The 21,583-nt window shown below is 42.1% G+C and carries 15 protein-coding genes; 2 read left to right on the top strand and 13 right to left on the bottom strand.

The genetic code is table 11. The features are described 5' to 3' along the window. Nucleotides 1-200: 200 nt before the first annotated feature. Nucleotides 201-1,526: a cytochrome P450 gene (locus tag WBM98_RS17255; protein ID WP_424367260.1), complete on the bottom strand. Its 1,326-nt coding sequence runs from the start codon at nt 1,524-1,526 to the stop codon at nt 201-203. Between the two features lie 215 nt (nt 1,527-1,741). After that, on the bottom strand, nt 1,742-2,764 hold the full coding sequence (gene ruvB, locus WBM98_RS17250) for a Holliday junction branch migration DNA helicase RuvB (protein WP_424367259.1): 1,023 nt from the start codon (nt 2,762-2,764) through the stop codon (nt 1,742-1,744). Nucleotides 2,765-3,043: 279 nt separating this feature from the next. Here ruvB and pckA point away from each other — a divergent pair, with 279 nt between their 5' ends. After that, a complete protein-coding gene (pckA, locus tag WBM98_RS17245) occupies nt 3,044-4,633 on the top strand; it encodes a phosphoenolpyruvate carboxykinase (ATP) (protein WP_424367258.1) in 1,590 nt (529 codons plus the stop codon). 98 nt (nt 4,634-4,731) lie between these two features. Here the strand turns inward: pckA and WBM98_RS17240 are convergent, their stop codons facing one another. The 9 genes from WBM98_RS17240 to WBM98_RS17200 form a co-directional block, all read right to left on the bottom strand. Next, the gene (locus tag WBM98_RS17240) at nt 4,732-5,556 is read right to left on the bottom strand and encodes a GIN domain-containing protein (RefSeq protein WP_424367257.1); all 825 of its coding nucleotides are present in this window, start codon (nt 5,554-5,556) and stop codon (nt 4,732-4,734) included. Between the two features lie 165 nt (nt 5,557-5,721). Continuing rightward, complete coding sequence (locus WBM98_RS17235) at nt 5,722-7,545, bottom strand: cytochrome c oxidase subunit I (RefSeq protein WP_424367256.1); 1,824 nt, start codon at nt 7,543-7,545, stop codon at nt 5,722-5,724. 31 nt (nt 7,546-7,576) lie between these two features. Next, nucleotides 7,577-8,635, bottom strand: a complete 1,059-nt coding sequence (locus tag WBM98_RS17230; protein WP_424367255.1) for a cytochrome c oxidase subunit II — start codon at nt 8,633-8,635, stop codon at nt 7,577-7,579. A gap of 145 nt (nt 8,636-8,780) precedes the next feature. Further along, complete coding sequence (locus WBM98_RS17225) at nt 8,781-10,106, bottom strand: quinol:cytochrome C oxidoreductase (protein ID WP_424367254.1); 1,326 nt, start codon at nt 10,104-10,106, stop codon at nt 8,781-8,783. A 20-nt stretch (nt 10,107-10,126) separates the two neighbouring features. Then, nucleotides 10,127-10,705 carry a c-type cytochrome gene (locus tag WBM98_RS17220; protein ID WP_424367270.1) on the bottom strand — a complete coding sequence of 193 codons (579 nt, stop codon included), beginning with the start codon at nt 10,703-10,705 and terminating at the stop codon, nt 10,127-10,129. A gap of 10 nt (nt 10,706-10,715) precedes the next feature. Beyond that, nucleotides 10,716-11,237: a DUF3341 domain-containing protein gene (locus tag WBM98_RS17215; protein ID WP_424367253.1), complete on the bottom strand. Its 522-nt coding sequence runs from the start codon at nt 11,235-11,237 to the stop codon at nt 10,716-10,718. Nucleotides 11,238-11,243: 6 nt separating this feature from the next. Next, nucleotides 11,244-12,977, bottom strand: a complete 1,734-nt coding sequence (gene nrfD, locus WBM98_RS17210) for an NrfD/PsrC family molybdoenzyme membrane anchor subunit (RefSeq protein ID WP_424367252.1) — start codon at nt 12,975-12,977, stop codon at nt 11,244-11,246. A gap of 33 nt (nt 12,978-13,010) precedes the next feature. After that, entirely contained in the window at nt 13,011-16,136 is a 3,126-nt protein-coding gene (locus tag WBM98_RS17205; protein WP_424367251.1) for a TAT-variant-translocated molybdopterin oxidoreductase, read from the bottom strand. A 32-nt stretch (nt 16,137-16,168) separates the two neighbouring features. Then, the gene (locus WBM98_RS17200) at nt 16,169-17,512 is read right to left on the bottom strand and encodes a cytochrome c3 family protein (RefSeq protein ID WP_424367250.1); all 1,344 of its coding nucleotides are present in this window, start codon (nt 17,510-17,512) and stop codon (nt 16,169-16,171) included. Between the two features lie 200 nt (nt 17,513-17,712). Between WBM98_RS17200 and WBM98_RS17195 the strand changes: the two genes are divergently transcribed. Continuing rightward, nucleotides 17,713-18,114, top strand: a complete 402-nt coding sequence (locus WBM98_RS17195; protein ID WP_424367249.1) for an SPOR domain-containing protein — start codon at nt 17,713-17,715, stop codon at nt 18,112-18,114. 36 nt (nt 18,115-18,150) lie between these two features. Here WBM98_RS17195 and infB read toward each other — a convergent pair whose 3' ends face one another. After that, on the bottom strand, nt 18,151-20,901 hold the full coding sequence (infB, locus tag WBM98_RS17190; protein ID WP_424367248.1) for a translation initiation factor IF-2: 2,751 nt from the start codon (nt 20,899-20,901) through the stop codon (nt 18,151-18,153). A gap of 40 nt (nt 20,902-20,941) precedes the next feature. After that, the coding region (gene nusA / locus WBM98_RS17185; RefSeq protein WP_424367247.1) for a transcription termination/antitermination protein NusA at nt 20,942-21,583 on the bottom strand (642 nt) is incomplete at its 5' end.

Below are 21,583 nucleotides of genomic sequence, written 5' to 3'. Positions count from 1 at the left end.
GTAAAGCTTTGATTACGTACAATGACGACGGTCAATCATTTTTTATAGTAATTCTATTTGTTCGGGGAGTGGTTAACCTATTTTTTTCAGACAATCCATCTAAGCTTACAGCTATTTTTTAATGGAAATACCAAAAATCAAAAAACCCAAGCGAACGGCCTGGAATTTAATTGGATTGGATTTAGTTTCGTTTTAGAAAATCAACGTTCAAGAAAAACCAATGGCACCTCTTTAGGTTTCAATGAAATCAAAGGGTTGATTTCAACTTCGTTCAAATCAGTCTGCAAATCATACTTCTTAATAATCTCAGCAATGGCCAATACCATCTCATACATCGCAAAATTATTACCCACACACATTCTAGGGCCAGCACCAAAAGGATAATAATAGTCTTGAAAGTCCTTCTTATTTTGCACATCAAACCGCTCTGGCCTAAATGCTGACGGGGAATCCCAATAACTGGCATACCTATGAAGCTCATAAATGGACATTAATATCAACGTATTTTTTGGTATTTCAAGTTCTCCTAAGGTATCTTCTTCAATAGAAATACGATCTATTACATAAGCAGGTGGAAACAAGCGCATACTCTCCTCGATGCATTGCTTGGTATATGTAAGTTGGGAAATATTCTGCATGATATCATCACTATCCAAATCCAATTGGGAAACTTCCTCAAAAACCCTTTGCTGGTCCTTTTTGTTTTTTGCCAATAAGAACAAGGTAAAGCTTAACACATTCGCGGTGGTCTCATGACCTGCAGTGAACAAAATCATTACCTCATCTATCAACTGTCGACGTGGCATGGGGGTACCATCGTCATATCTTGCTTTGAGCAGCATGTCCAACAAATCATCTTTTTCCTCCCCTGATTGTATGCGCTCCTCTATTATTTTGTCCAATACATCTCGGCCAATTTCGGATAGTCGCATATGCTTCCTGATTTGACCACTTAGGTTAAACCACCATTTCATATACGGTTGGCGCATTTCCTTGATCAGCATTTTTTGGTTGGTCTCTGTGATATCCTGGAGTTTGGCCATGGCCAATTGTATATCACTTCGGCTAAACAAAGATTTTGCCACCACTTGAAAAGCCAAATCCCCCATTAACGGAAATATGTCTTCTTCGACATTCGGTTTGATTCTTTTTAGTTCGGTGCGAATAGCGGTTTGCATAATGCCCAATAAACCTAGGAGTTTCTTCTTATGAAAAGCGGGCTGCACCATTCTTCGATGGGTGCGCCAATGCTCCCCATTGGAAGTTAATATTCCATGCCCTATATACTTGGCCAAATCCACGGTCTGCAATGGGGATTTATGGTATTTTTTGTTTTGTGTTTGTAAGACCTGTTTTATATGCCCCGGATTTCGGGTAAAGACCACTGACTTGCGCAAGCCTATCTTTACCCTAAAAATATCCCCATACTTTTCAAAATTCTCATTATGGAAAGGCAAGGGGTTGTTTAATATCCTTTTTCGGTTCTTAAAGACCTCAAATCTTGGAATTGTAGGTAGGCTTTTCATTGTATCGCTATAAACCATTCCAAAGGGTCGCAATTAAAACAATTGTTTTTATGGGCTCTTTCATTGGCCTGGATACCACAGAATAAGGAAACTTTCATTGTATTTGATTCTAAATCTTTGCGGCAATAAGACCCATGGCTAAGTACCTGTTTATAAGCTTTTAGCAATTACTTGTCTAGGTTCCTTTAGCCTGAATAAAACCACAGTGCCCTTTTTCAAAAAAGCCCTGGTTGGTCACCGCCTTTGACCCTCCCCAAATGCTTATAGGCCAACTCGGTCACTTCCCGACCACGTGGCGTGCGCATAATAAAACCTTGTTGGATCAAAAAAGGTTCATACACTTCTTCAATGGTCTCGCCACTCTCAGAAACTGCAGTCGCCAACGTGCTAATCCCAACGGGCCCACCCTTGAACTTATCGATTATCGTAGTCAATATTTTATTGTCCATTTCATCTAACCCATGCGCATCAACATGCAGTGCCTTAAGACTGAAGCGCGAAATTTCCATATCGATATTCCCATTGCCCTTGATTTGGGCAAAATCCCGAACCCTTCGCAACAAGGCATTGCATATTCTTGGCGTTCCCCTACTGCGGCCTGCTATCTCAATGGCCGCTTCTTGTGTTATGGATACTTTTAGGATTTCAGCACTGCGTTCAACTATCGTTGACAATAACTCCGTGGAATAGTATTGTAATCTACTCTGAATACCAAAACGGGCCCGCATAGGGGACGTTAGTAAACCAGAGCGGGTTGTAGCCCCGATTAAGGTAAATGGATTCAGATTGATCTGGACCGACCTCGCGTTTGGTCCCGTCTCTATCATGATATCGATCTTATAATCTTCCATGGCAGAATAAAGATATTCCTCGACAACAGGGCTCAGCCTATGGATTTCATCAATAAAAAGCACATCCCTTTCCTGAAGGTTGGTCAAAAGACCGGCCAAATCCCCCGGTTTATCCAAGACAGGGCCAGAGGTGATCTTGATACCCACCCCCAATTCATTGGCTAGGATATGCGCCAAGGTGGTTTTCCCTAGGCCAGGGGGCCCATGGAACAAGGTGTGATCTAAGGCTTCATTTCTTTGGTTGGCGGCCTCAACAAAAACCTTAAGATTTTCAAGTACCTGTTCCTGCCCAGTGAAATCATCAAAGGTAATAGGTCGCAGTGCCCTTTCAATATCGATTTCCTCAGGCGAGAAATTTCCTGTGGTGGGATCTAAGAACTCGTTCATAATATGCCTAGCGTGTTATAACCTATTCCGATAGTGACGGCCTAAGTTCAGGGTGTAACTTTGAGACCTATTTTTGTCATAAATCCACAAAAATGCGCTTCTCAAACAAAGATAATGAAAATCAAATGTTAAAATCGTAAAAGTAACCCCTCCAATATCGATATAGTTGGTTATCTTCAAATAATTATGACTTTTGTCAGTTTTTATTCGTTGATTTTTGGCGATCTTTGCCGAGAATTTAAGAATATAATTTAACAACCATTTAAAAAGCAGAAAACAATGTCAGCAACTTTCAATCTAAAAAAATACGGAATTGAAACCGAAGTTATTTATAGGAACAGCAGTGTACCTGTTCTTTATGAATTAGGTCTTCGTTTGGAGAAAGGTACCGCAATTTCAGATGTAGGCGCACTTATGACCTACTCTGGTGAAAAAACAGGTCGAAGCCCAAAAGATAAAAGAATAGTTCGCAATCCTGAATCGGAAAAAAACGTTGATTGGGGTAAGGTAAATATAGGGTTGGATGAACACACTTATATGGTCAACCATGAACGTGCCCTTGATTATTTGAACACCCGCGAACATCTATTTGTAGTAGATGCTTATGCAGGATGGGATCCAAAATATAGAATCAAAACCAGAATCATCTGTACCCGTGCATACCATGCATTATTTATGCAGAATATGCTTATCATGCCAACCAAGGAAGAATTGGCAAACTTTGGAGAACCTGATTACGTTATTTTGAATGCAGGTCAGTTCCCAGCGAACCGTTACACTTCAGAAATGACATCCAAAACGAGTATCGATGTTAACCTAGAACGCAAGGAGATTGTAATCTTAGGTTCTGAATATGCGGGCGAAATGAAAAAAGGAATCTTTGGTGTAATGAATTACCTAATGCCTTTAAAAGGAGTACTTCCTATGCACTGTTCTGCCAATGTAGGCGAGAAAGATGATGTATCGATTCTTTTCGGCCTTTCTGGAACTGGAAAAACTACCTTAAGTGCTGATCCAAAACGTAGATTGATCGGTGACGATGAGCATTGTTGGACCGATGATGGTACTTTTAATATAGAAGGCGGCTGCTATGCAAAAGCGATAGACTTAACTCCAGAGAACGAACCTGACATTTTCAACGCCATTCGATTTGGTACCGTTTTGGAAAATGTGGTTTATGACAAAGACACAAGAAAAGTTGATTATAAGGATATCTCTATAACCGAAAATACTAGGGCTTCCTATCCGATCAACTTTATAGATAATGTACAGATACCTTGTGTTGCCGGTCATCCTGAAAATATCATTTTCCTTACCTGTGATGCTTTTGGTGTCTTGCCTCCCGTCAGTAAATTAACCCCTGAACAAGCGAGTTATCACTTCATCTCTGGTTATACTGCGAAGATGGCGGGTACTGAAATGGGCATTACAGAACCAACAGCTACATTCAGTGCTTGTTTTGGTGCTGCTTTTATGATGTGGCATCCTAACAAATATGCTGAATTATTAGCAGAGAAAATCAAAAACCATAAAGCAAAAGCATGGTTGATCAATACAGGTTGGACCGGTACTGGATCAAGGATGAAGTTGAAATATACAAGAGCCATGGTAGATGCTATTCATAACCACGATTTTGACAACGCTGAATTCGTACAGGATGAGGAATTTGGATTCCAAATCCCTACAAGCTGTCCTAACGTACCTTCAGAAGTTTTGATTCCTAGAAATACATGGGAAGACAAAGCGAAATTTGAGAAAACCAAATTGAAGCTTATCAATCTCTTCAATGAAAACTTCAAGAAGTTTGAAGCGAACGTAAATCCCGAGATTGTAAATGCAGGACCAAAAGCCGGCGCTTTACAATCCTAACCAATACCTTAATTAAAGATAAATCCCCGTTGCCAAAAGCAATGGGGATTTTTTTTTGATGCAATACACTAGGGACAATCAGAATACACATCCCGGAATCACTCTTTTTCTTTGTGCAATTGTGACGTATCCAGAAATTCCCGTATGGTGATTTCCGGATTGCCATAGAGATGGGTTTTTGAGGAACCTCTTGCAGATAACGTAAGATATTGAATGGCATTGAGCCCTGCATCTGAGGAACCTTCTAGATATGCATCCACTTTTACAGCTTCCATTTTATCGGCCTTTAAGTTTGAACTTTCGAAAAGTTCCACAGTGAGTGCATCAGCCGTCCCCTCCATTTTAGCACTGGCATTTTTATACATTTGTATGTTGTTGGAAACACCAACCGCGTATACACGGGCGTCTACCCTGTCTTTCAGGGAAATATTCAATGAATCGCTGGCCAAATTAAAATCCCCAGAACTCATGCCTTCCATATTTATTTGTATTATAGGGGCCGTAGCATTCAATTCCAACCTTGAAGCCCCATAGGTGTTCACAAGAAAAAGGTCTGAAGAGATAACATCCTTCATATTAATTTTACCATCCCGCATGGTAATCGCCTCAAGCTCATTGTAACTTATTGTAATTTCTAGTTTCTTTTTGGATGTTATTTTATAGAACGAACTTATGACCAATGTGCTATCCACTACCTTGAATTTCAATACATCGATCAAGTTATCGTCCGCAAGTAACGTATACCCTTCAGAAGTCCCTTTTTGCAGCACCAATTCCAAATCATCAACCAATTCAATTGCCTTAAAAGAAGGTAATTCTTCCCGCACTTCAATTACATTTTTATTACCCTTTATCTTAGGTTTTCTTTGGGCATAGGATTGAAAACAAACCAAGAGTGCGATAAGGAGAAAACTATTTTTCATTATTAAGGATGTGTTCTAGTAAATAAAAGGTCCATATACCTTACATGATACCCCCTTATTTTGATTAAATATATTACAAAAAAGATAAATCAACTTATGTGACTCCATCAAAAAAAATGCCCAACTCATTAAGTTGGGCATTTTTTAGTCTTTCACGTCTAAAATCTAATGGTTCTCTTCCTCTTCATTTTCGAACAAAGGGGTATTCTGTGGAATAAAATCCTGTCCCGGAATTATATATTCACCATCTTCAGCGGTTTTACTATAATCATAGGCCCAACGATGTACATGGGGTATGGCCCCTGGCCAGTTTCCGTGTATATGCTCTTGGGGCGTTGTCCACTCCAATGTATTGGATTTCCAAGGGTTTTGAGGCCCTTTCTTTCCGTAGAACATGCTATAAATAAAGTTGCCCAAGAAAACCAACTGTGCAAGACCAGCAACTAAAGCGAAGACGGTCATCAGCACTTGTACATCTGTCAGTTCATCGAACATGGGAAATGCTGTGTTCTCATAATAACGTCTGGGGACACCGGCCATACCTACAAAATGCATGGGGAAGAATACCCCATAGGCACAGATAGCCGTAATCCAAAAATGAACGTACCCCAAGTTCTTGTTCATCATTTTGCCTTCGAACATTTTAGGGAACCAATGGTACACCCCAGCAAATAACCCATATAGCGCTGAAATACCCATTACCAGATGGAAGTGGGCTATGACGAAATAGGTATCATGCACATTGATATCCAAGGTGCTATCCCCTAAGATGATACCTGTAAGGCCTCCGGTGATAAAGGTCGATACCAAGCCAATAGAAAACAACATGGCCGGGTTCAATTGCAGGTTCCCTTTCCAGAGTGTCGTTATATAATTGAATGCTTTGACTGCAGATGGTATGGCAATCAATAAGGTAGTAAAGGTAAATACCGATCCCAAGAAGGGGTTCATCCCTGAAATGAACATATGGTGCCCCCATACAATGGTTGATAAGAACGCAATTGCGATGATGGATGCAATCATAGCCCGATACCCAAAAATAGGCTTCCGCGCATTGGTCGACATAACTTCTGAGGTTATACCCAATGCTGGCAATAAAACGATATATACTTCAGGATGGCCCAAAAACCAGAACAAGTGTTCGTACAATACGGGTGACCCTCCTTGGTAATGCAATACCTCACCTTGTATAAAGATATCGGACAGGAAGAAAGAAGTACCAAAACTTCTATCCATTATCAACAATAAGGCAGCCGATAAGAGCACAGGGAATGACACCACACCGATGATGGCCGTGATGAAAAATGCCCAAATGGTCAGAGGCAACCTGGTCATAGACATTCCCTTGGTCCGCAAATTGATTACGGTAACAATATAGTTCAAGGAACCCAAAAGCGATGAGGCTATAAAAATAGCCATAGATACCAACCACAAGGTCATACCCATCCCCGATCCCGATTGTGCCATGGGCAATGCACTCAACGGAGGATAAATCGTCCATCCGGCAGATGCAGGCCCCGCCTCGACAAAGAGGGAGGAAATCATGATCACGGATGACAAAAAGAAGAGCCAGTACGAAACCATATTCAAAAAACCTGAGGCCATATCACGAGCTCCGATCTGCAATGGAATAAGTAAATTACTAAAGGTACCACTCAACCCAGCGGTAAGTACAAAAAAGACCATTATGGTACCATGAATGGTCACCAATGCCAAATAAATATCGGCATCCATTACCCCATTGGGTGCCCAATCGCCAAGCAACGCCTCGAAAATGGGAAACGATTGACCTGGCCAAGCCAGTTGCATCCTAAACAATAAGGACATAGCGATACCGATAAAACCCATAATCAACCCAGTAATCAAATACTGCTTTGAAATCATTTTATGGTCTTGGCTAAAAATATATTTGGTCACAAAGGTCTCCTTGTGATGATGCATATGATCATCAACATGGTCTTCAATATGTGCATGTGCTGTGGCCGACATAACTATTTCTTTTTTATTTTTTAACTAAATTTTATTGAACTGATGCCATTGTCTGAGAAAAGGTTTGCTGTTCTGAAAGCCATTTATTGTATGCTTCCTCCTCTTCCACAATAATCTTCATTTGCATATTATAATGCGATTTTCCGCAAATCTTATTACATAGCAAAATATAGTCAAACTCCCAAGGGTCAGAATTTTCAATCCCTGCTGCGGCTTTCTCAGCACGTAAGATATTGGTTCTTTCTACCTTGGCCTTAACATCGGGATCATTCCTCATATCTGCAGTGGTGATGGTTGGAGTAAAGGAAAACTGGGTGGTCATTCCGGGAACACAGTTCATCTGTGCCCTAAAATGTGGCATATAGGCCGAATGCAAAACGTCTTGTGAGCGCATTTTAAAGTTCACCTTTCTTCCGACTGGCAAGTGTAATTCCTTTACAATGATATCATCCATGGCATAGCTGTCCGATTCATCGACTCCCAAGATATTAGCTTTATCAATATCGATCATTCTAACATTGGCCCCGCCCAAAACATTATCGGCACCAGCATATCTGGCCGTCCAATTGAATTGTTGCGCATATAGTTCCACCACAATGGGGTCATCGTCATCGTTGATATCCATTATACTGGTCCACGTATATAAGCCCCAAAGGATCAATCCTGCCAAAACGATTACAGGGATGATCGTCCAAATAAATTCCAAGCGATCATTATCCGCATAGAAAAGTGCCTTCTGCCCCTTTTGACCTCTGTATCGATATCCAAAATAATGCAGTAACGCTTGGGTAATGGTCTGAACGAAAAAAATAATCGCCATCGAAACAAGCATTAAACTATCATATTCAGCGCCATGTTCAGAGGCCGCTACGGGCAATAGCATCTTGCCATATTTCGCAAAACTGAAAATGGTTATCCCATAAATAAAAATCAAAAAAACAAACAATAAATAACCGTTGTATTTATTATCCATGTCATTGGCTATTTGGGAATCAACGGTCTTAATTTGGGACAATTCAAAAATCTTGGTCATTTGCCATATCGCAATTGCCACCATCACCAAAACGGCTAAAATAAAAAATGTCGTCATTGTATTATTTAAAATTTCGCTAAACTTAATAAAAAAAACTGAAACCCACTATCCTCGAGGAAAACCCTTCCAAAGTTGGGAAAATACAAACCATCCGCACGTCACCACAATAAGTTCATGGGAGCGTGGGATGCGGTACCTTAAATTAATAATGAAAATGTTTACTCTCTTCGATAAACGGGTTGCGTTTTGGTTGTAGAGGTGCCTTCGTCAATGCCCTGAAGACCCAAAAAACAAACAATCCAGCAAAGAACAGCACAGCGCCAATCTCAGGGATCCCAATGGACCATTGATCACCTACTGTAGATGGCATGATCATAATGAAGATATCCATATAATGACCTGCCAAAATAACAATTCCCGTTAGGATAACAAACCAGTTGATTCTTTTATAATCACTGTTCATCAATAATAATAACGGCAATACAAAGTTCATCACTACCATACCAAAGAAAGGAAGCTTAAAGTCCTGAATACGGGTAAAAAAATAAGTGACTTCTTCCGGTATGTTCGAATACCAATAAAGCATGAACTGGGAGAACCAAAGATAGGTCCAGAAAATACTCATACCGAACATGAATTTTGCCAAATCATGGATATGGCTATCGTTTACATCGGGCAAGTAATCCTTTGACTTCAAATAAATCGTCACCATGGCGATGACCGTTATTCCTGATACGAACATACTCGCAAACACATACCAACCGAACAATGTGCTGAACCAGTGTGGATCAACACTCATAATCCAATCCCATGACATCATCGATTCCGTGATCAAATAGAAAACCAAAAAACCTGCAGAAATCCTAAAATTCAATTTAAAGTTGGAGTTATCATCCGAGGCATCCTGTTTTAAGGATAGTTTTCTGGAATATTCCCTATACAAAATCCATCCTCCCAAGAACACCGCCGCACGAATCAAGAAAAAAGTCGGATTCAAATAACCGGCCTTACCTTGTAGCAATTTGTCATGTGCCACCACTTCGGGATCCATCCAAACAAATAAATGATTCATATGAAGCACAGAAAGCACCAAAATAACAAATACTATAATCCCACCAGGTACCAAATACGAGGTAATTCCTTCCATGACACGAAACAATAAGGGAGCCCAGCCAGCCTGGGATGCCCTTTGCACTGCATAAAATGCCAAGGCGCCCAAGGCAATCATAAAGAAGAAAAAAGCAGCGACGTACAAAGCCGCCCATGGTTTATTCTGTAATTGATGCAACACATGTTCATCGTGGGCGGCATCGTGGCCTTCAGCATGCGCTTCACCATGGCCATCTGCAGCAGCATGCGAGGCATCTGCCGTTTGTGTATCACCATGACCCTCATCGTGACTGGCGACCATGGCCTTGGCCTCCTCAACGGTGCTGGGGGCCGACATAAAACCAATTCCGATACCTAGTAACCCCACTATCATCAAGATGAAGGAAGCCATTTTTAATCTGCTTGAAAACGTGTACATATCTTAAACTATGTATTATTTTATAAATCCTCTTTCAATTTCATTACGTACTCGGCTACTTGCCAACGCTCTTCATGGTTCAATTGCACGGCATAGGAGCCCATTGAATTCAAACCATAATAAATCACATGGTAGGTGCTCCCTACGGTAACATTTCGCGCTACATCGGCATAACTGGGAACGCCAAGGATTTTTTCCCTTTTGACCAACGTTCCTTGGCCATCTCCTTTTGTTCCGTGACAAAGTGCGCAATAGATATCGAAAAGTACCTTGCCCTTGGCCAGATTCGCCTCATTATTCAGCGAATCCAATGGACTGGTCTTTAGCCTCGAGAGTTCTTTGCCCTCGATGGTATTTTCCAGGTCATAAGGCATCCACCCTCTTGGGATCGTATGCTCTGCCGGCAACATGGCTTCTGAAACACCTTTGAACAAGGCGATCCTCGTGGATTCTTCCTCATTGAACCCTTGATAGGTCTCATAACCTACCGGCTCATACATATTGGGCATATACTGATAATTAGGTCTGCTTTTATCAGCACAAGATACCACTAGCAGTACCAGCACAAATGCAATTCCGACTTTACTAATATTGTTCATCATCTTATGACTACTTTTCTGAAACATTGATTTCGACCGCACCGGTACCCATCAATAGGTTCTTTAATTCTTTTTCGTTATCATGTATGGCCAACTCCATTACAAAATGGTCGTCGGTAGTTCTTACATCCGGATTTTCCGCCTTTTTGAACGGCCATAATCTACTTCTAAGGTAGAACGTGATTACCATTAAATGGGCTGCAAAGAACACCGTTAATTCAAACATAATAGGCACGAAAGCCGGCATATTCTCAATATAGCTGAAACTGGGCTTGCCCCCAATATCCTGTGGCCAGTCCTCGATCATGATATAGTTCATCATCACTATCGATACAATGAGACCTACACACCCATATATAAATGAGGTGATGGCTATTCGAGTGGGTGCCAGACCCATGGCTTTATCAAGGCCATGCACTGGAAAAGGGCAATAAACCTCCTCTATATGATGTTTGGCGTCTTTCACCTTTTTGACCGCATGCATCAGCACGTCGTCATCATTGTAGTATGCATGTATAACTTTAGATGCCATATCGTATTACTTGTTATTTAATTCTTTTGCTTGACCCGCCCAATCATCGCGTTGTGCCCTTCCAGGAAATGATCCTGTTATGGAGTCCAATAGATTGTATTCCTTATTGGTCATTCGACTCACTTGGGCGAATGTAAAGATGCCTATTTGATTCAGGGTTTTTTCCATTTTCGGTCCAATACCCTTAACCTTCTTAAGATCATCTGCCTTTTCTTTGGTAGCATCAAAGGTACCAATGGAATCCAATAAGCTAGAAACGTCTCCCTGGGTATCTTTAGGAGCCTCTTTGACAACTTCAGGTGCGGGCTTAACCGTTTCCTTGATCATCGTATTCGCGCTAATTTGATATAAAGGTTTACCTGCTTCCCTTAATTTTTTGTATTTCTCACCCGATGATTTCAAAATCGTTTTGACTTCAGCCTGGGCAATCACTGGGAATGTCCTTGCATACAACAAGAACAATACAAAGAAGAAACCGATGGTCCCAATAAACGTTCCTATATCGATAAATGTTGGTGAGAACATACTCCATGATGAAGGTAGATAATCCCTATGCAAGGAAGTAACTATAATCACAAATCTTTCGAACCACATCCCGATATTCACAATAATCGAGATAAAGAAAGAGAACATGATACTGGTACGCAACTTTTTGAACCACATAAACTGTGGAGAGAAAACGTTACAGCTCATCATTGCCCAATAAGCCCACCAATAAGGTCCGGTAGCCCTATTCAAGAAGGCATATTGTTCATATTCAACGCCCGAATACCATGCCATGAACAACTCCGTAATATAGGCGCAGCCTACGATAGAACCTGTGATCATGATTACGATATTCATAAGCTCGATATGCTGTACCGTGATATAGGCTTCAAGACCACTTACCTTTCTCATAATGATCAACAAGGTATTTACCATTGCGAATCCTGAGAATACCGCTCCTGCCACAAAATAAGGAGGGAATATGGTCGTATGCCATCCTGGAATCACCGAGGTGGCAAAGTCAAAGGATACGATCGTATGGACCGAAAGTACCAAGGGAGTGGCCAAACCGGCCAAAACCAATGAAACCTCTTCAAAACGTTGCCAATCTTTCGCACGACCTGTCCAGCCAAAGCTTAATAAGCCATATATTTTCTTTTGAAAAGGAAGAACGGCCCTGTCGCGAATCATCGCAAAATCAGGCAACAAACCTGTCCACCAGAACACCAATGACACAGAGAGATAGGTCGAAATCGCAAAAACGTCCCAAAGTAATGGTGAGTTGAAGTTCACCCATAAGGAACCGAATTGGTTAGGTATGGGCAACACCCAATAGGCCAACCAAGGACGCCCCATATGTATGATCGGGAACAACCCTGCCTGGATAACCGAAAATATGGTCATTGCCTCGGCAGAACGGTTGATCGCCATTCTCCATTTTTGTCTAAAAAGCAAGAGAACAGCTGATATCAAGGTTCCTGCATGACCGATACCTACCCACCATACAAAGTTGGTAATATCCCAAGCCCAGTTTACGGTTTTATTCAAACCCCAGGTTCCAATACCGGTAGATATGGTATAAATTATACAACCAATACCCCAAAGGAATGCTGCCAAGGCTATGGAGAATACAATCCACCATTGCTTATTGGCCTTTCCCTCTACCGGAGCGGCAATATCCACTGTTACATCATGATAGCCTTTGTCTCCAAGTACTAGTGGTCTTCGTATAGGTGCTTCGTAATGCGACGCCATAATCTTTTATAGTTACTTTGCTAAATAATAATTTTACGCTTCGTTGTTATTTCTCACTTTAACGTGATAGAAAACATTTGGTTTGGTCCCCACATGTTCCAATAAATGGTACATGCGATTACTCTCTTTCAACTCTGCAATCCGACTTTCCTTATCGTTGACATCACCGAATACTATTGCTCCATTACTACACGCCATAGAACAGGCTGTTTGGAATTCACCATCCTTGATCACTCGTCCATCACGCTTGGCATCAAGAATAGTCTTTTGTGTTTTCTGGATGCACATAGAACATTTTTCTATTACACCCCTGGATCTAACGGTAACATCAGGATTGATGACCATTTTCCCTAAATCATTATTCATGTTAAAATCAAACTCGTCATTATTGTTGTATAAGAACCAGTTGAACCTACGAACCTTATACGGGCAGTTATTCGCACAATATCGGGTACCGACACATCTATTGTATGCCATTTGATTTTGACCTTGACGACCATGCGATGTTGCCGCTACAGGACATACCGTCTCACATGGGGCATGATTGCAATGTTGGCACATTACGGGCTGAAAGGCTACTTGTGGGTTCATTGCAGGATTCTCCAATTCACCAAAGCCTCCTAAGGAACCTTTTTCCCCGGACAAGCCATCGAATTCATCCTTTTTAATATTATCGGCCTCAAAATTGTCCTCTGAAGAATAGTAACGATCGATACGCAACCAATGCATATCCCTTGAACGCCGTACTTCTTCTTTCCCAACTACGGGCACATTGTTCTCTGCCGTACATGCCACTACGCATGCACCACAACCGGTACAGGCATTTAAATCAATGGACATATTGAAGTGATGACCGATGGAACGATCAAAACTATCCCATAAATCAACCGTTGTGGCTGGCACCTCTTGATGGTTCAAGGACACTACGGGAACCTCATTCCATTCCGCATGATCTTTTGTGTTGAAGATCTCTAACGTGGTTTCCTTGATGATATCCCCTCTACCCATGAGTGTATTTTGCAATTGGATACATGCAAATTCATGCATCCCGGTAGATTTCTCCAGAGTCACCGACTGTATATTGTCGAATCCTTGATACAAGGGATAGGCATTCACCCCGGTCTGCATCTCCGATTTCATACCCACCTGACGGCCATAGCCCAGTGCCATACCTATAGATCCAGGAGCTTGACCCGGCTGGATCAGAACAGGAACTTTATCCAAGGTAACCCCACCTACGGTTACTTTGGCGTAGCTACCATCCAAACCACCATTTGCGGCATGCTCGTTGATCAATCCTAAATTATCGGCATCCCCTTTGGATACGGTCACATAATTGTCCCAGGTTACCCTTGAAATCGGGTCGGGAAATTCCTGTAACCAGGGATTCCCTGCCTGTCGACCATCACCCATACCTACCTTTGAATATAGAACGAGCTCCATACCCCCTCCGCTAACTGCATTGGAAAGCTTTTTTACGGCCGCGGAAATATCCATTGTAAGTGCAGAGGCCTTATCATCAAGACCAAGTGTTGTGGCCATGGTTTCTGCCAAATTATCCTCCAAGGTTGGGCTGGGTATAAATACGCCATCATGGACTACTTGATTCCAGTCGGCTCCCGCCAACACCTCAGACTCCCAAGTTTCTTTTAAATAATCATAATAGCTTTTATCACTTTCCATCCAAAGCAACAAGGCCGTTTGAAATTGTCGTGTATCGAAAAGCTCCTTAATCGTGGGCTGTGCAAGGCTAAAATGACCTTTCTTGATTTGGGTATCACCCCAAGATTCCAAATAGTGGTTCGCAGCTGCGGCATAATCGGTCAGTTCCGTTGTCTCGTTCCAATTGGTCGAAAAAGAAACGGACAAGTCAACTTTCCCTAGTCCTTCTGCGAAATCAGCAGCATTGGGCAACGTATACATAGGATTCACCCCATCCATAATCAAAGCCCCGACGCGACCCCCTTTCATATCGGCAATCAAGGTCTTCAAACCAGCGTTATTTCCTTGTCGCACATACTTGGGCGCCTTGGTATCGAACGCCTTACTACCCAACATGTCATTAATGGCCAAAACTACCGCCTGTGCATTTGAATCCTGCAAACCGGTCACGACCACAGCGGCATTCTTACCTTTGTTTATATCAGCAACAACGCCTTCTATAGCGCGTTGTGCATATTCAGGAATCTCACCACTCGTGGTTGATCCGTTCAATCTGGCATACAATTGGGCCAAAGCGATTTTTTGCTGCATGGGCGTCAATGGCACACGTTTATCAGCGTTGGCACCAGTCAAGGACATATTGGCCTCGAACTGTATGTGTTTCGACATTTTACCATTCTTGGGAACCCGACCTCTTGAATACCCACTATCGTATCCTCCTCCCTGCCAATCGGCAAGGAAATCGGCGCCAAAGGAAACAATGACATCCGCTTTCTCAAAGTCATAATCAGCCAAAGCCCTTTCACCATATCTTGCCTCAAAGGCCGATAAGGCCGCATCCTCAGAAATAGCATCATAAACAACATGGTTCACGGTGCCATACATCTCCTTGAACTCCGCAATGAGCTTTGAAGTCGAAGGACTTGCATAGGTCTGGGTCAATAAGGCAATCTGCTTTCCGGATGCCTTTAAGGTATTTAATTTCGCCTTCATCTCAGCATCAAGGACGCTCCATTCTATAGGCTCATTATTCTTTATTGGTCCTTGCAATCGTGTACTATCATACAAAGACAAAACGGAACCCTGCACACGGGCGTTTGCACCCCCGTTGATTTTGGCATCCCCATTGTTCTCGATCTTTATGGGCCTACCTTCCCTTGTCTTAACCAAGATGCTTGCAAAATCATAGCCGTCGGCAATGGTCGTTGCATAGTAGTTTGCAACGCCGGGAATAATACTTTCTGGCTGAACAACATACGGAATTGATTTTCGCACCGGTCCTTCGCACGCAGCCACGGATGCGGCAGCGGTACTAAAACCAACATATTTGAGAAAATCCCTTCGGTTGGTATTTGTGGAAGACAAATTCTCCTTATTCCCTAAAAACTCGTCAACAGGAATTTCTTCAACAAATTCGTTCTGTCTTAGCGTCTCAACAATGGAATCGTTTGGATTTAACTCCGCTTCGTTTTTCCAATATTTTTTGTTTGATGCCATACGATCTATCTGTAATTAACTACTATATATTATTAATAATGACATTTTCCACATTCCAAACCACCCATTTGGGCGGCAGTAAGTTCTTCAACCCCAAATTTCTTGGAAAGTTCTTCATGGATCTTCGCATAATATTCGTTGCCCTCAACCTTCACATTGGTGTCCCTATGACAAGTGATACACCAACCCATGGTCAGCGGTGAAAATTGGGTCATGATTTCCATTTCTTCGACAGGGCCATGACAGGTCTGACATTCGATTCCTGCCACGGTAACATGCTGCGAATGGTTAAAATAGACTAAATCAGGAAGATTATGTATCCGTACCCATTCTACCGGATGACTTTCGCCTGTATAGCTTTGATTTTCTTCATCCCAACCTACAGCCTGATATAATTTCTTTATTTCACCTGTGTAGAATTCATTGGTATACCCATTGGCCAAATCTTCTTTTGACGGTCCTTCAGGATTCCCTTTGTATTCGTAAATTGATTTATGGCAATTCATACAAACATTCAAAGAGGGAATACCGGAATGTTTTGAGACCCTTGCCGAAGAGTGACAGTAATTACAATCAATTTTATTGTCACCCGCATGAATTTTATGGGAGTAGTGAATTGGTTGAATAGGTGTATATCCTTGATCAATACCGATCTGCATCATCCAACCATACGCGAAATAGGCACCCGCCAGAAGTAGGAAAATAGCGGAAACCAAAACCAAAAACTGATTCTGGGCAAATGCCTTCCACAAAGGCACACCTTGATCTGCCTTCATTTTTTCCAAATCCAGACCATTGGCAATGGCTATACGCTTCAAGGTTCTTTGCACCAAAAACAACATCATGACCAAAAGTCCAAAAACCACAACCAAAGCACCCAATATCAATTCATTGGTGATGCCTGAAGAATTACCCGCACCCTCTTCGGCCACCGCGGTATCCGCAACGGCTACAGGTTCTGGGGGAGGAGCGGCCGTATATGCCAAAATATCGTCTATATCTGTATTCGACAAGGTCGGAAAAGCAGTCATCGGCATTTGGTTATACTCGGCAAACACCTTATTTGCATAGGCATCGCCCGATTTAATCATCCCCGAACTGTTCTTGATCCACGCATAGATCCATTCCCGATCCAAACCTTCATCCTCACTTAGCCGAGATTCAACATTCGCCAAGGCCGGTCCGGTCATTTTCCTATTCAATGCATGACATGCCGCACAATTCTGATTAAAGAGCGCCTTACCCTTTGCAGGGTCACCGGAGGAAGGCGCTGCTGCTTCATCCTGTGCAAAAATAGAAATGGAAAAAAGTAGGAAAACTACTAGACTGATACCTAAGACCCTAGAGATTTGATTGCGGTATGTTACCTTTTTCATATATAGAATATTTCAATCGAAATTTTGGCACGGTTATTACTATATAAAGGACAAACGCATTCAATGAAACCGCACCTGAATTGACGGCAAAAATACGGATTAGACTTTATTTGCAAAATGTTAAGGTATTGATAATTATAATTTATAATTATTCTAAATAAAGGCCAAAAGTTTTCATTAGTCCATAAAAAATTACATTTGTGAAAAGGAAAACATATTACAATCATATCAAAATGAAATCATTGATCACCATAGTGATTATCACACTCTCGATTACCTTAGGTCAAGCCCAACAGGGAAAGATAAGTATTGAACAGGATGACAGGATCGAGGATTTGTTGGACATCTACAAATCTTCCAATGAAAACCATGAATATTATAGAATACAGGTTGGCTTTGGTTCTTACGCCCAAGCACAGCGTATTAAGGAAAACGTTGAAATCGATTTTCCTGACCTATTCTCTAAAATAGATTTCGATTCCCCTACCTATAGGGTACGGCTGGGACGCTTTAAAACCAAGCTACAGGCGGAGCGAAAGTTCAACGAGGTTCGGGTAAAATACCCTGATGCAATGCTCTTAAAACCAAAAAAATCGACCTAATAAAGTCGATTTTTTTGGTTTGGACACTATGATGTCCTATCTCGATTTCAATTTCTTTTTCACGGCAACTTCTTGGAAAGCTTCTACGATATCCAACTCTTTGATATCGTTATAGTTCTTGACTTGCAATCCACAATCATATCCCTTGGCAACCTCTTTTACATCATCCTTGAAGCGTTTCAATGAAGATAACTCCCCTGTAAAGATCACCACACCATCCCTGATCAATCGAATATTGGAATTGCGGAATATTTTCCCATTGGTGACCATACACCCTGCAATGGTTCCAATTTTTGAAATCTTGAATGTTTCCCTAATTTCTGCGGTACCAGTGATCTCTTCCTTCATTTCTGGAGAAAGCATACCTTCCATGGCATCTTTCAAATCATTGATCGCATCATATATTATGGAGTACATGCGAATATCGATCTCTTCTTTTTCAGCCACCATTCTCGCATTGCCCATCGGCCGTACGTTGAATCCGATAATAACCGCATCCGAAGCCGATGCAAGAAGAACGTCGGACTCTGTAATGGGTCCAACCCCTTTATGTATGATATTTACCTGTATTTCTTCGGTGGATAATTTCTGGAACGAATCTGTCAATGCCTCAACGGATCCATCCACATCACCTTTAAGTATAATGTTCAACTCCTTGAAGTCGCCCAAGGCAATACGTCTTCCGATCTCATCGAGGGTAATATGACGTTGTGTTCGAACCGATTGCTCCCGTTGCAATTGAGATCTTCTGGTGGCGATTTGCTTGGCCTCACGCTCATCTTCCAACACATTGAATTTATCCCCTGCCTGTGGCGCTCCATCCAATCCGAGTATTGATATGGGTCTTGAAGGCCCTACCTCACTGATTTCCTTCCCTCTTTCATCGTGCATTGCCTTTACCTTACCACTACAGGTACCTGCTAAAACGTAATCCCCGATTTTCAAGGTCCCAGCCTGCACCAATATGGTTGATACATAGCCTTTTCCTTTATCTAAAAATGCCTCTACTACGGTACCGGAAGCCAATTTGTTTGGATTGGCCTTCAATTCCAATAGTTCGGCTTCTAAGAGTACTTTTTCCAATAATTCCTTGACGCCTAGGCCTGTTTTGGCTGAAATATCATGGGATTGGATTTTGCCTCCCCAATCTTCGACCAATAGGTTCATTTGTGCCAACCCTTCCTTGATCTTTTCCGGATTTGCCGTAGGCTTATCTACTTTATTTATGGCAAACACAATGGGAACACCAGCTGCTTGGGCATGATTGATCGCTTCTTTTGTCTGCGGCATAATATCATCATCAGCGGCCACAACAATAATCGCGATATCGGTTATTTGGGCCCCACGGGCACGCATGGCCGTAAAGGCTTCGTGACCAGGAGTATCCAAGAAGGTAATTCTTTGTCCATCTGAAAGTGTCACGCCATAAGCACCAATGTGCTGGGTAATACCACCACTTTCACCTGCGATTACATTCGCTTCACGAATATTATCAAGCAAGGACGTCTTACCGTGGTCAACATGGCCCATTACGGTAACAATCGGCGCCCTAGGTTTCAAATCTTCCGGGGCATCTTCATCTTCCAAAATGCTCTCTTCAATATCCGCCGTGACGAACTCGACATCATAACCAAATTCATCGGCAACAATGGATAAGGTTTCCGCATCCAATCTTTGGTTCATCGTCACCATTATCCCCAATGCCATACAGGCTGAAATAATCTCGGTCGTACTCACATTCATCATGGTCGCTACCTCACTTGCCGTAACAAACTCGGTTACCTTCAGAATCTTACTCTCAAGTTCTTGCTGTTCTAGATCTTTTTCAGTCTGTTGTCGATGTTGATCTCTTTTATCCCTTCTATATTTGGCCCCTTTTCCTTTTTTGGATTTGCCTTGAAGTTTCTCTAGGGTTTCCCTTACTTGTTTTTGAACGTCTTCTTCCGAAGGTTCAACTTTGTTCACCGTTGCGAAACGCTTACCGCCTTTTCTCGCTCCGGGTCCGCCACTTCTAGATGCAGCTCCCTGTCCTTGTCCACTTCCCGGACTACTGACAATTCTTTTTCTTCTTTTTTTCCTGTCCGAACTATCGGAAGTAGTTTTAGGCTCTTCTTTTTTCTTCTTGGGTTTGTTGAACTGACTTAAATCGATTTTATCTCCCAAGATTTTGGGGCCACTGAGTTTTTGGTATTTCGTGGCGATTTTTTCGTCTCGCTTGGGCGCTTCTTCAGGAGTCGCTTCAGTTTCAGCAGGTTTCACCTCCTCAACTTTGGCCTCTTTAGGTGTCTCCACCTTTTCTACCACTGGGGGAACAACCTCTTCCTTGACTTCTTTCTTTAGCTCTGCCTTAACCTCTTCCTTGACTTCTTCCTTAACGGCTACTTTCTTCTCAGCTACCGCACTCTTTGCCTTTTTCTTAGGGCCTAAATCGATCTTACCGACCGTTTTTGGACCAGTAAGTTCAACCTTGCCCGTTAATACACGTTCAACAGGTTCTGCCCTTTTCTCGCGCGCCAATCTTCGATCTTCCTGTTCTTGCTCAAGTTGTAATCTTATAGCTTCTTTTTCTTTGCGTTTTTCCTCACCAACTTCCTTTGAGGCAACCTTTTTACTCATATCGGTCTGGAACTCGTCCAATAACACCTGGTGTACCTCCTCCGATATCTTTGTGGTGGGTCTTGCGTCAACCTCATGCCCTTTCGACCTTAGGAAATCTACCGCCCTATCCAAAGAGATATTGAGTTCCCTTAGAACCTTATTAAGTCTAATTGTTGCATTTTCTGCCATAAATATTACTTCCTTATGCTAATAACAGTTGCTAATATAGCTAATCTTCCAATTCTTCTTTAAGTATACGGACCACTTCTGCAATCGTTTCTTCTTCCAAATCCGTTCTTTTGACAAGATCATCAATATCTTGTTCCAATACGCTCCGTGCGGTATCCATGCCTATTTTCTTGAACTCCTCAATAATCCAAGCATCGATTTCATCAGAGAATTCCGTTAATTCCACATCTTCTTCAACCCCTTCACGGAATACATCGATCTCATAACCCGTAAGTTTCCCGGCCAATCGAATATTATGGCCTCCCCTGCCTATCGCCTTGGATACTTCCTCTGGCCTTAGGTAAACTTGGGCGGTCATTTTCTCGTCGTTTAATTTTACAGAGGAAACCCTTGCTGGACTCAATGCCCTGGTCACCAATAATTGTGGATTGTTCGTCCAGTTGATAACGTCGATATTCTCATTACCCAACTCCCGTACTATACCATGTATTCTTGACCCTTTCATACCCACACAGGCACCCACGGGATCAATTCGATCATCATAGGAATCAACGGCAACCTTGGCCTTTTCCCCAGGAATACGTACCGCTTTCTTTATGGTGATCAAACCATCGAATACCTCTGGTATTTCTTGAAAGAAAAGCTGTTCAAGAAAGCGAGGGGAACTTCTAGACATAATAAT

Origin of the sequence: Maribacter sp., assembly GCF_049667165.1 — a bacterium.
Lineage (GTDB): Bacteria > Bacteroidota > Bacteroidia > Flavobacteriales > Flavobacteriaceae > Maribacter_A.
The sequence above is the reverse complement of the archived record's forward strand: the minus strand, read 5'-3'. Positions and strand labels throughout refer to the sequence as shown.

Bases quoted from the DNA above. Each gene is read 5' to 3' on its own strand.
- WBM98_RS17255 (WP_424367260.1), bottom strand. From the start codon at position 1,526: ATGAAAAGCCTACCTACAATTCCAAGATTTGAGGTCTTTAAGAACCGA.
- ruvB (WP_424367259.1), bottom strand. From the start codon at position 2,764: ATGAACGAGTTCTTAGATCCCACCACAGGAAATTTCTCGCCTGAGGAA.
- pckA (WP_424367258.1), top strand. From the start codon at position 3,044: ATGTCAGCAACTTTCAATCTAAAAAAATACGGAATTGAAACCGAAGTT.
- WBM98_RS17240 (WP_424367257.1), bottom strand. From the start codon at position 5,556: ATGAAAAATAGTTTTCTCCTTATCGCACTCTTGGTTTGTTTTCAATCC.
- WBM98_RS17235 (WP_424367256.1), bottom strand. From the start codon at position 7,545: ATGTCGGCCACAGCACATGCACATATTGAAGACCATGTTGATGATCAT.
- WBM98_RS17230 (WP_424367255.1), bottom strand. From the start codon at position 8,635: ATGACGACATTTTTTATTTTAGCCGTTTTGGTGATGGTGGCAATTGCG.
- WBM98_RS17225 (WP_424367254.1), bottom strand. From the start codon at position 10,106: ATGTACACGTTTTCAAGCAGATTAAAAATGGCTTCCTTCATCTTGATG.
- WBM98_RS17220 (WP_424367270.1), bottom strand. From the start codon at position 10,705: ATGAACAATATTAGTAAAGTCGGAATTGCATTTGTGCTGGTACTGCTA.
- WBM98_RS17215 (WP_424367253.1), bottom strand. From the start codon at position 11,237: ATGGCATCTAAAGTTATACATGCATACTACAATGATGACGACGTGCTG.
- nrfD (WP_424367252.1), bottom strand. From the start codon at position 12,977: ATGGCGTCGCATTACGAAGCACCTATACGAAGACCACTAGTACTTGGA.
- WBM98_RS17205 (WP_424367251.1), bottom strand. From the start codon at position 16,136: ATGGCATCAAACAAAAAATATTGGAAAAACGAAGCGGAGTTAAATCCA.
- WBM98_RS17200 (WP_424367250.1), bottom strand. From the start codon at position 17,512: ATGAAAAAGGTAACATACCGCAATCAAATCTCTAGGGTCTTAGGTATC.
- infB (WP_424367248.1), bottom strand. From the start codon at position 20,901: ATGGCAGAAAATGCAACAATTAGACTTAATAAGGTTCTAAGGGAACTC.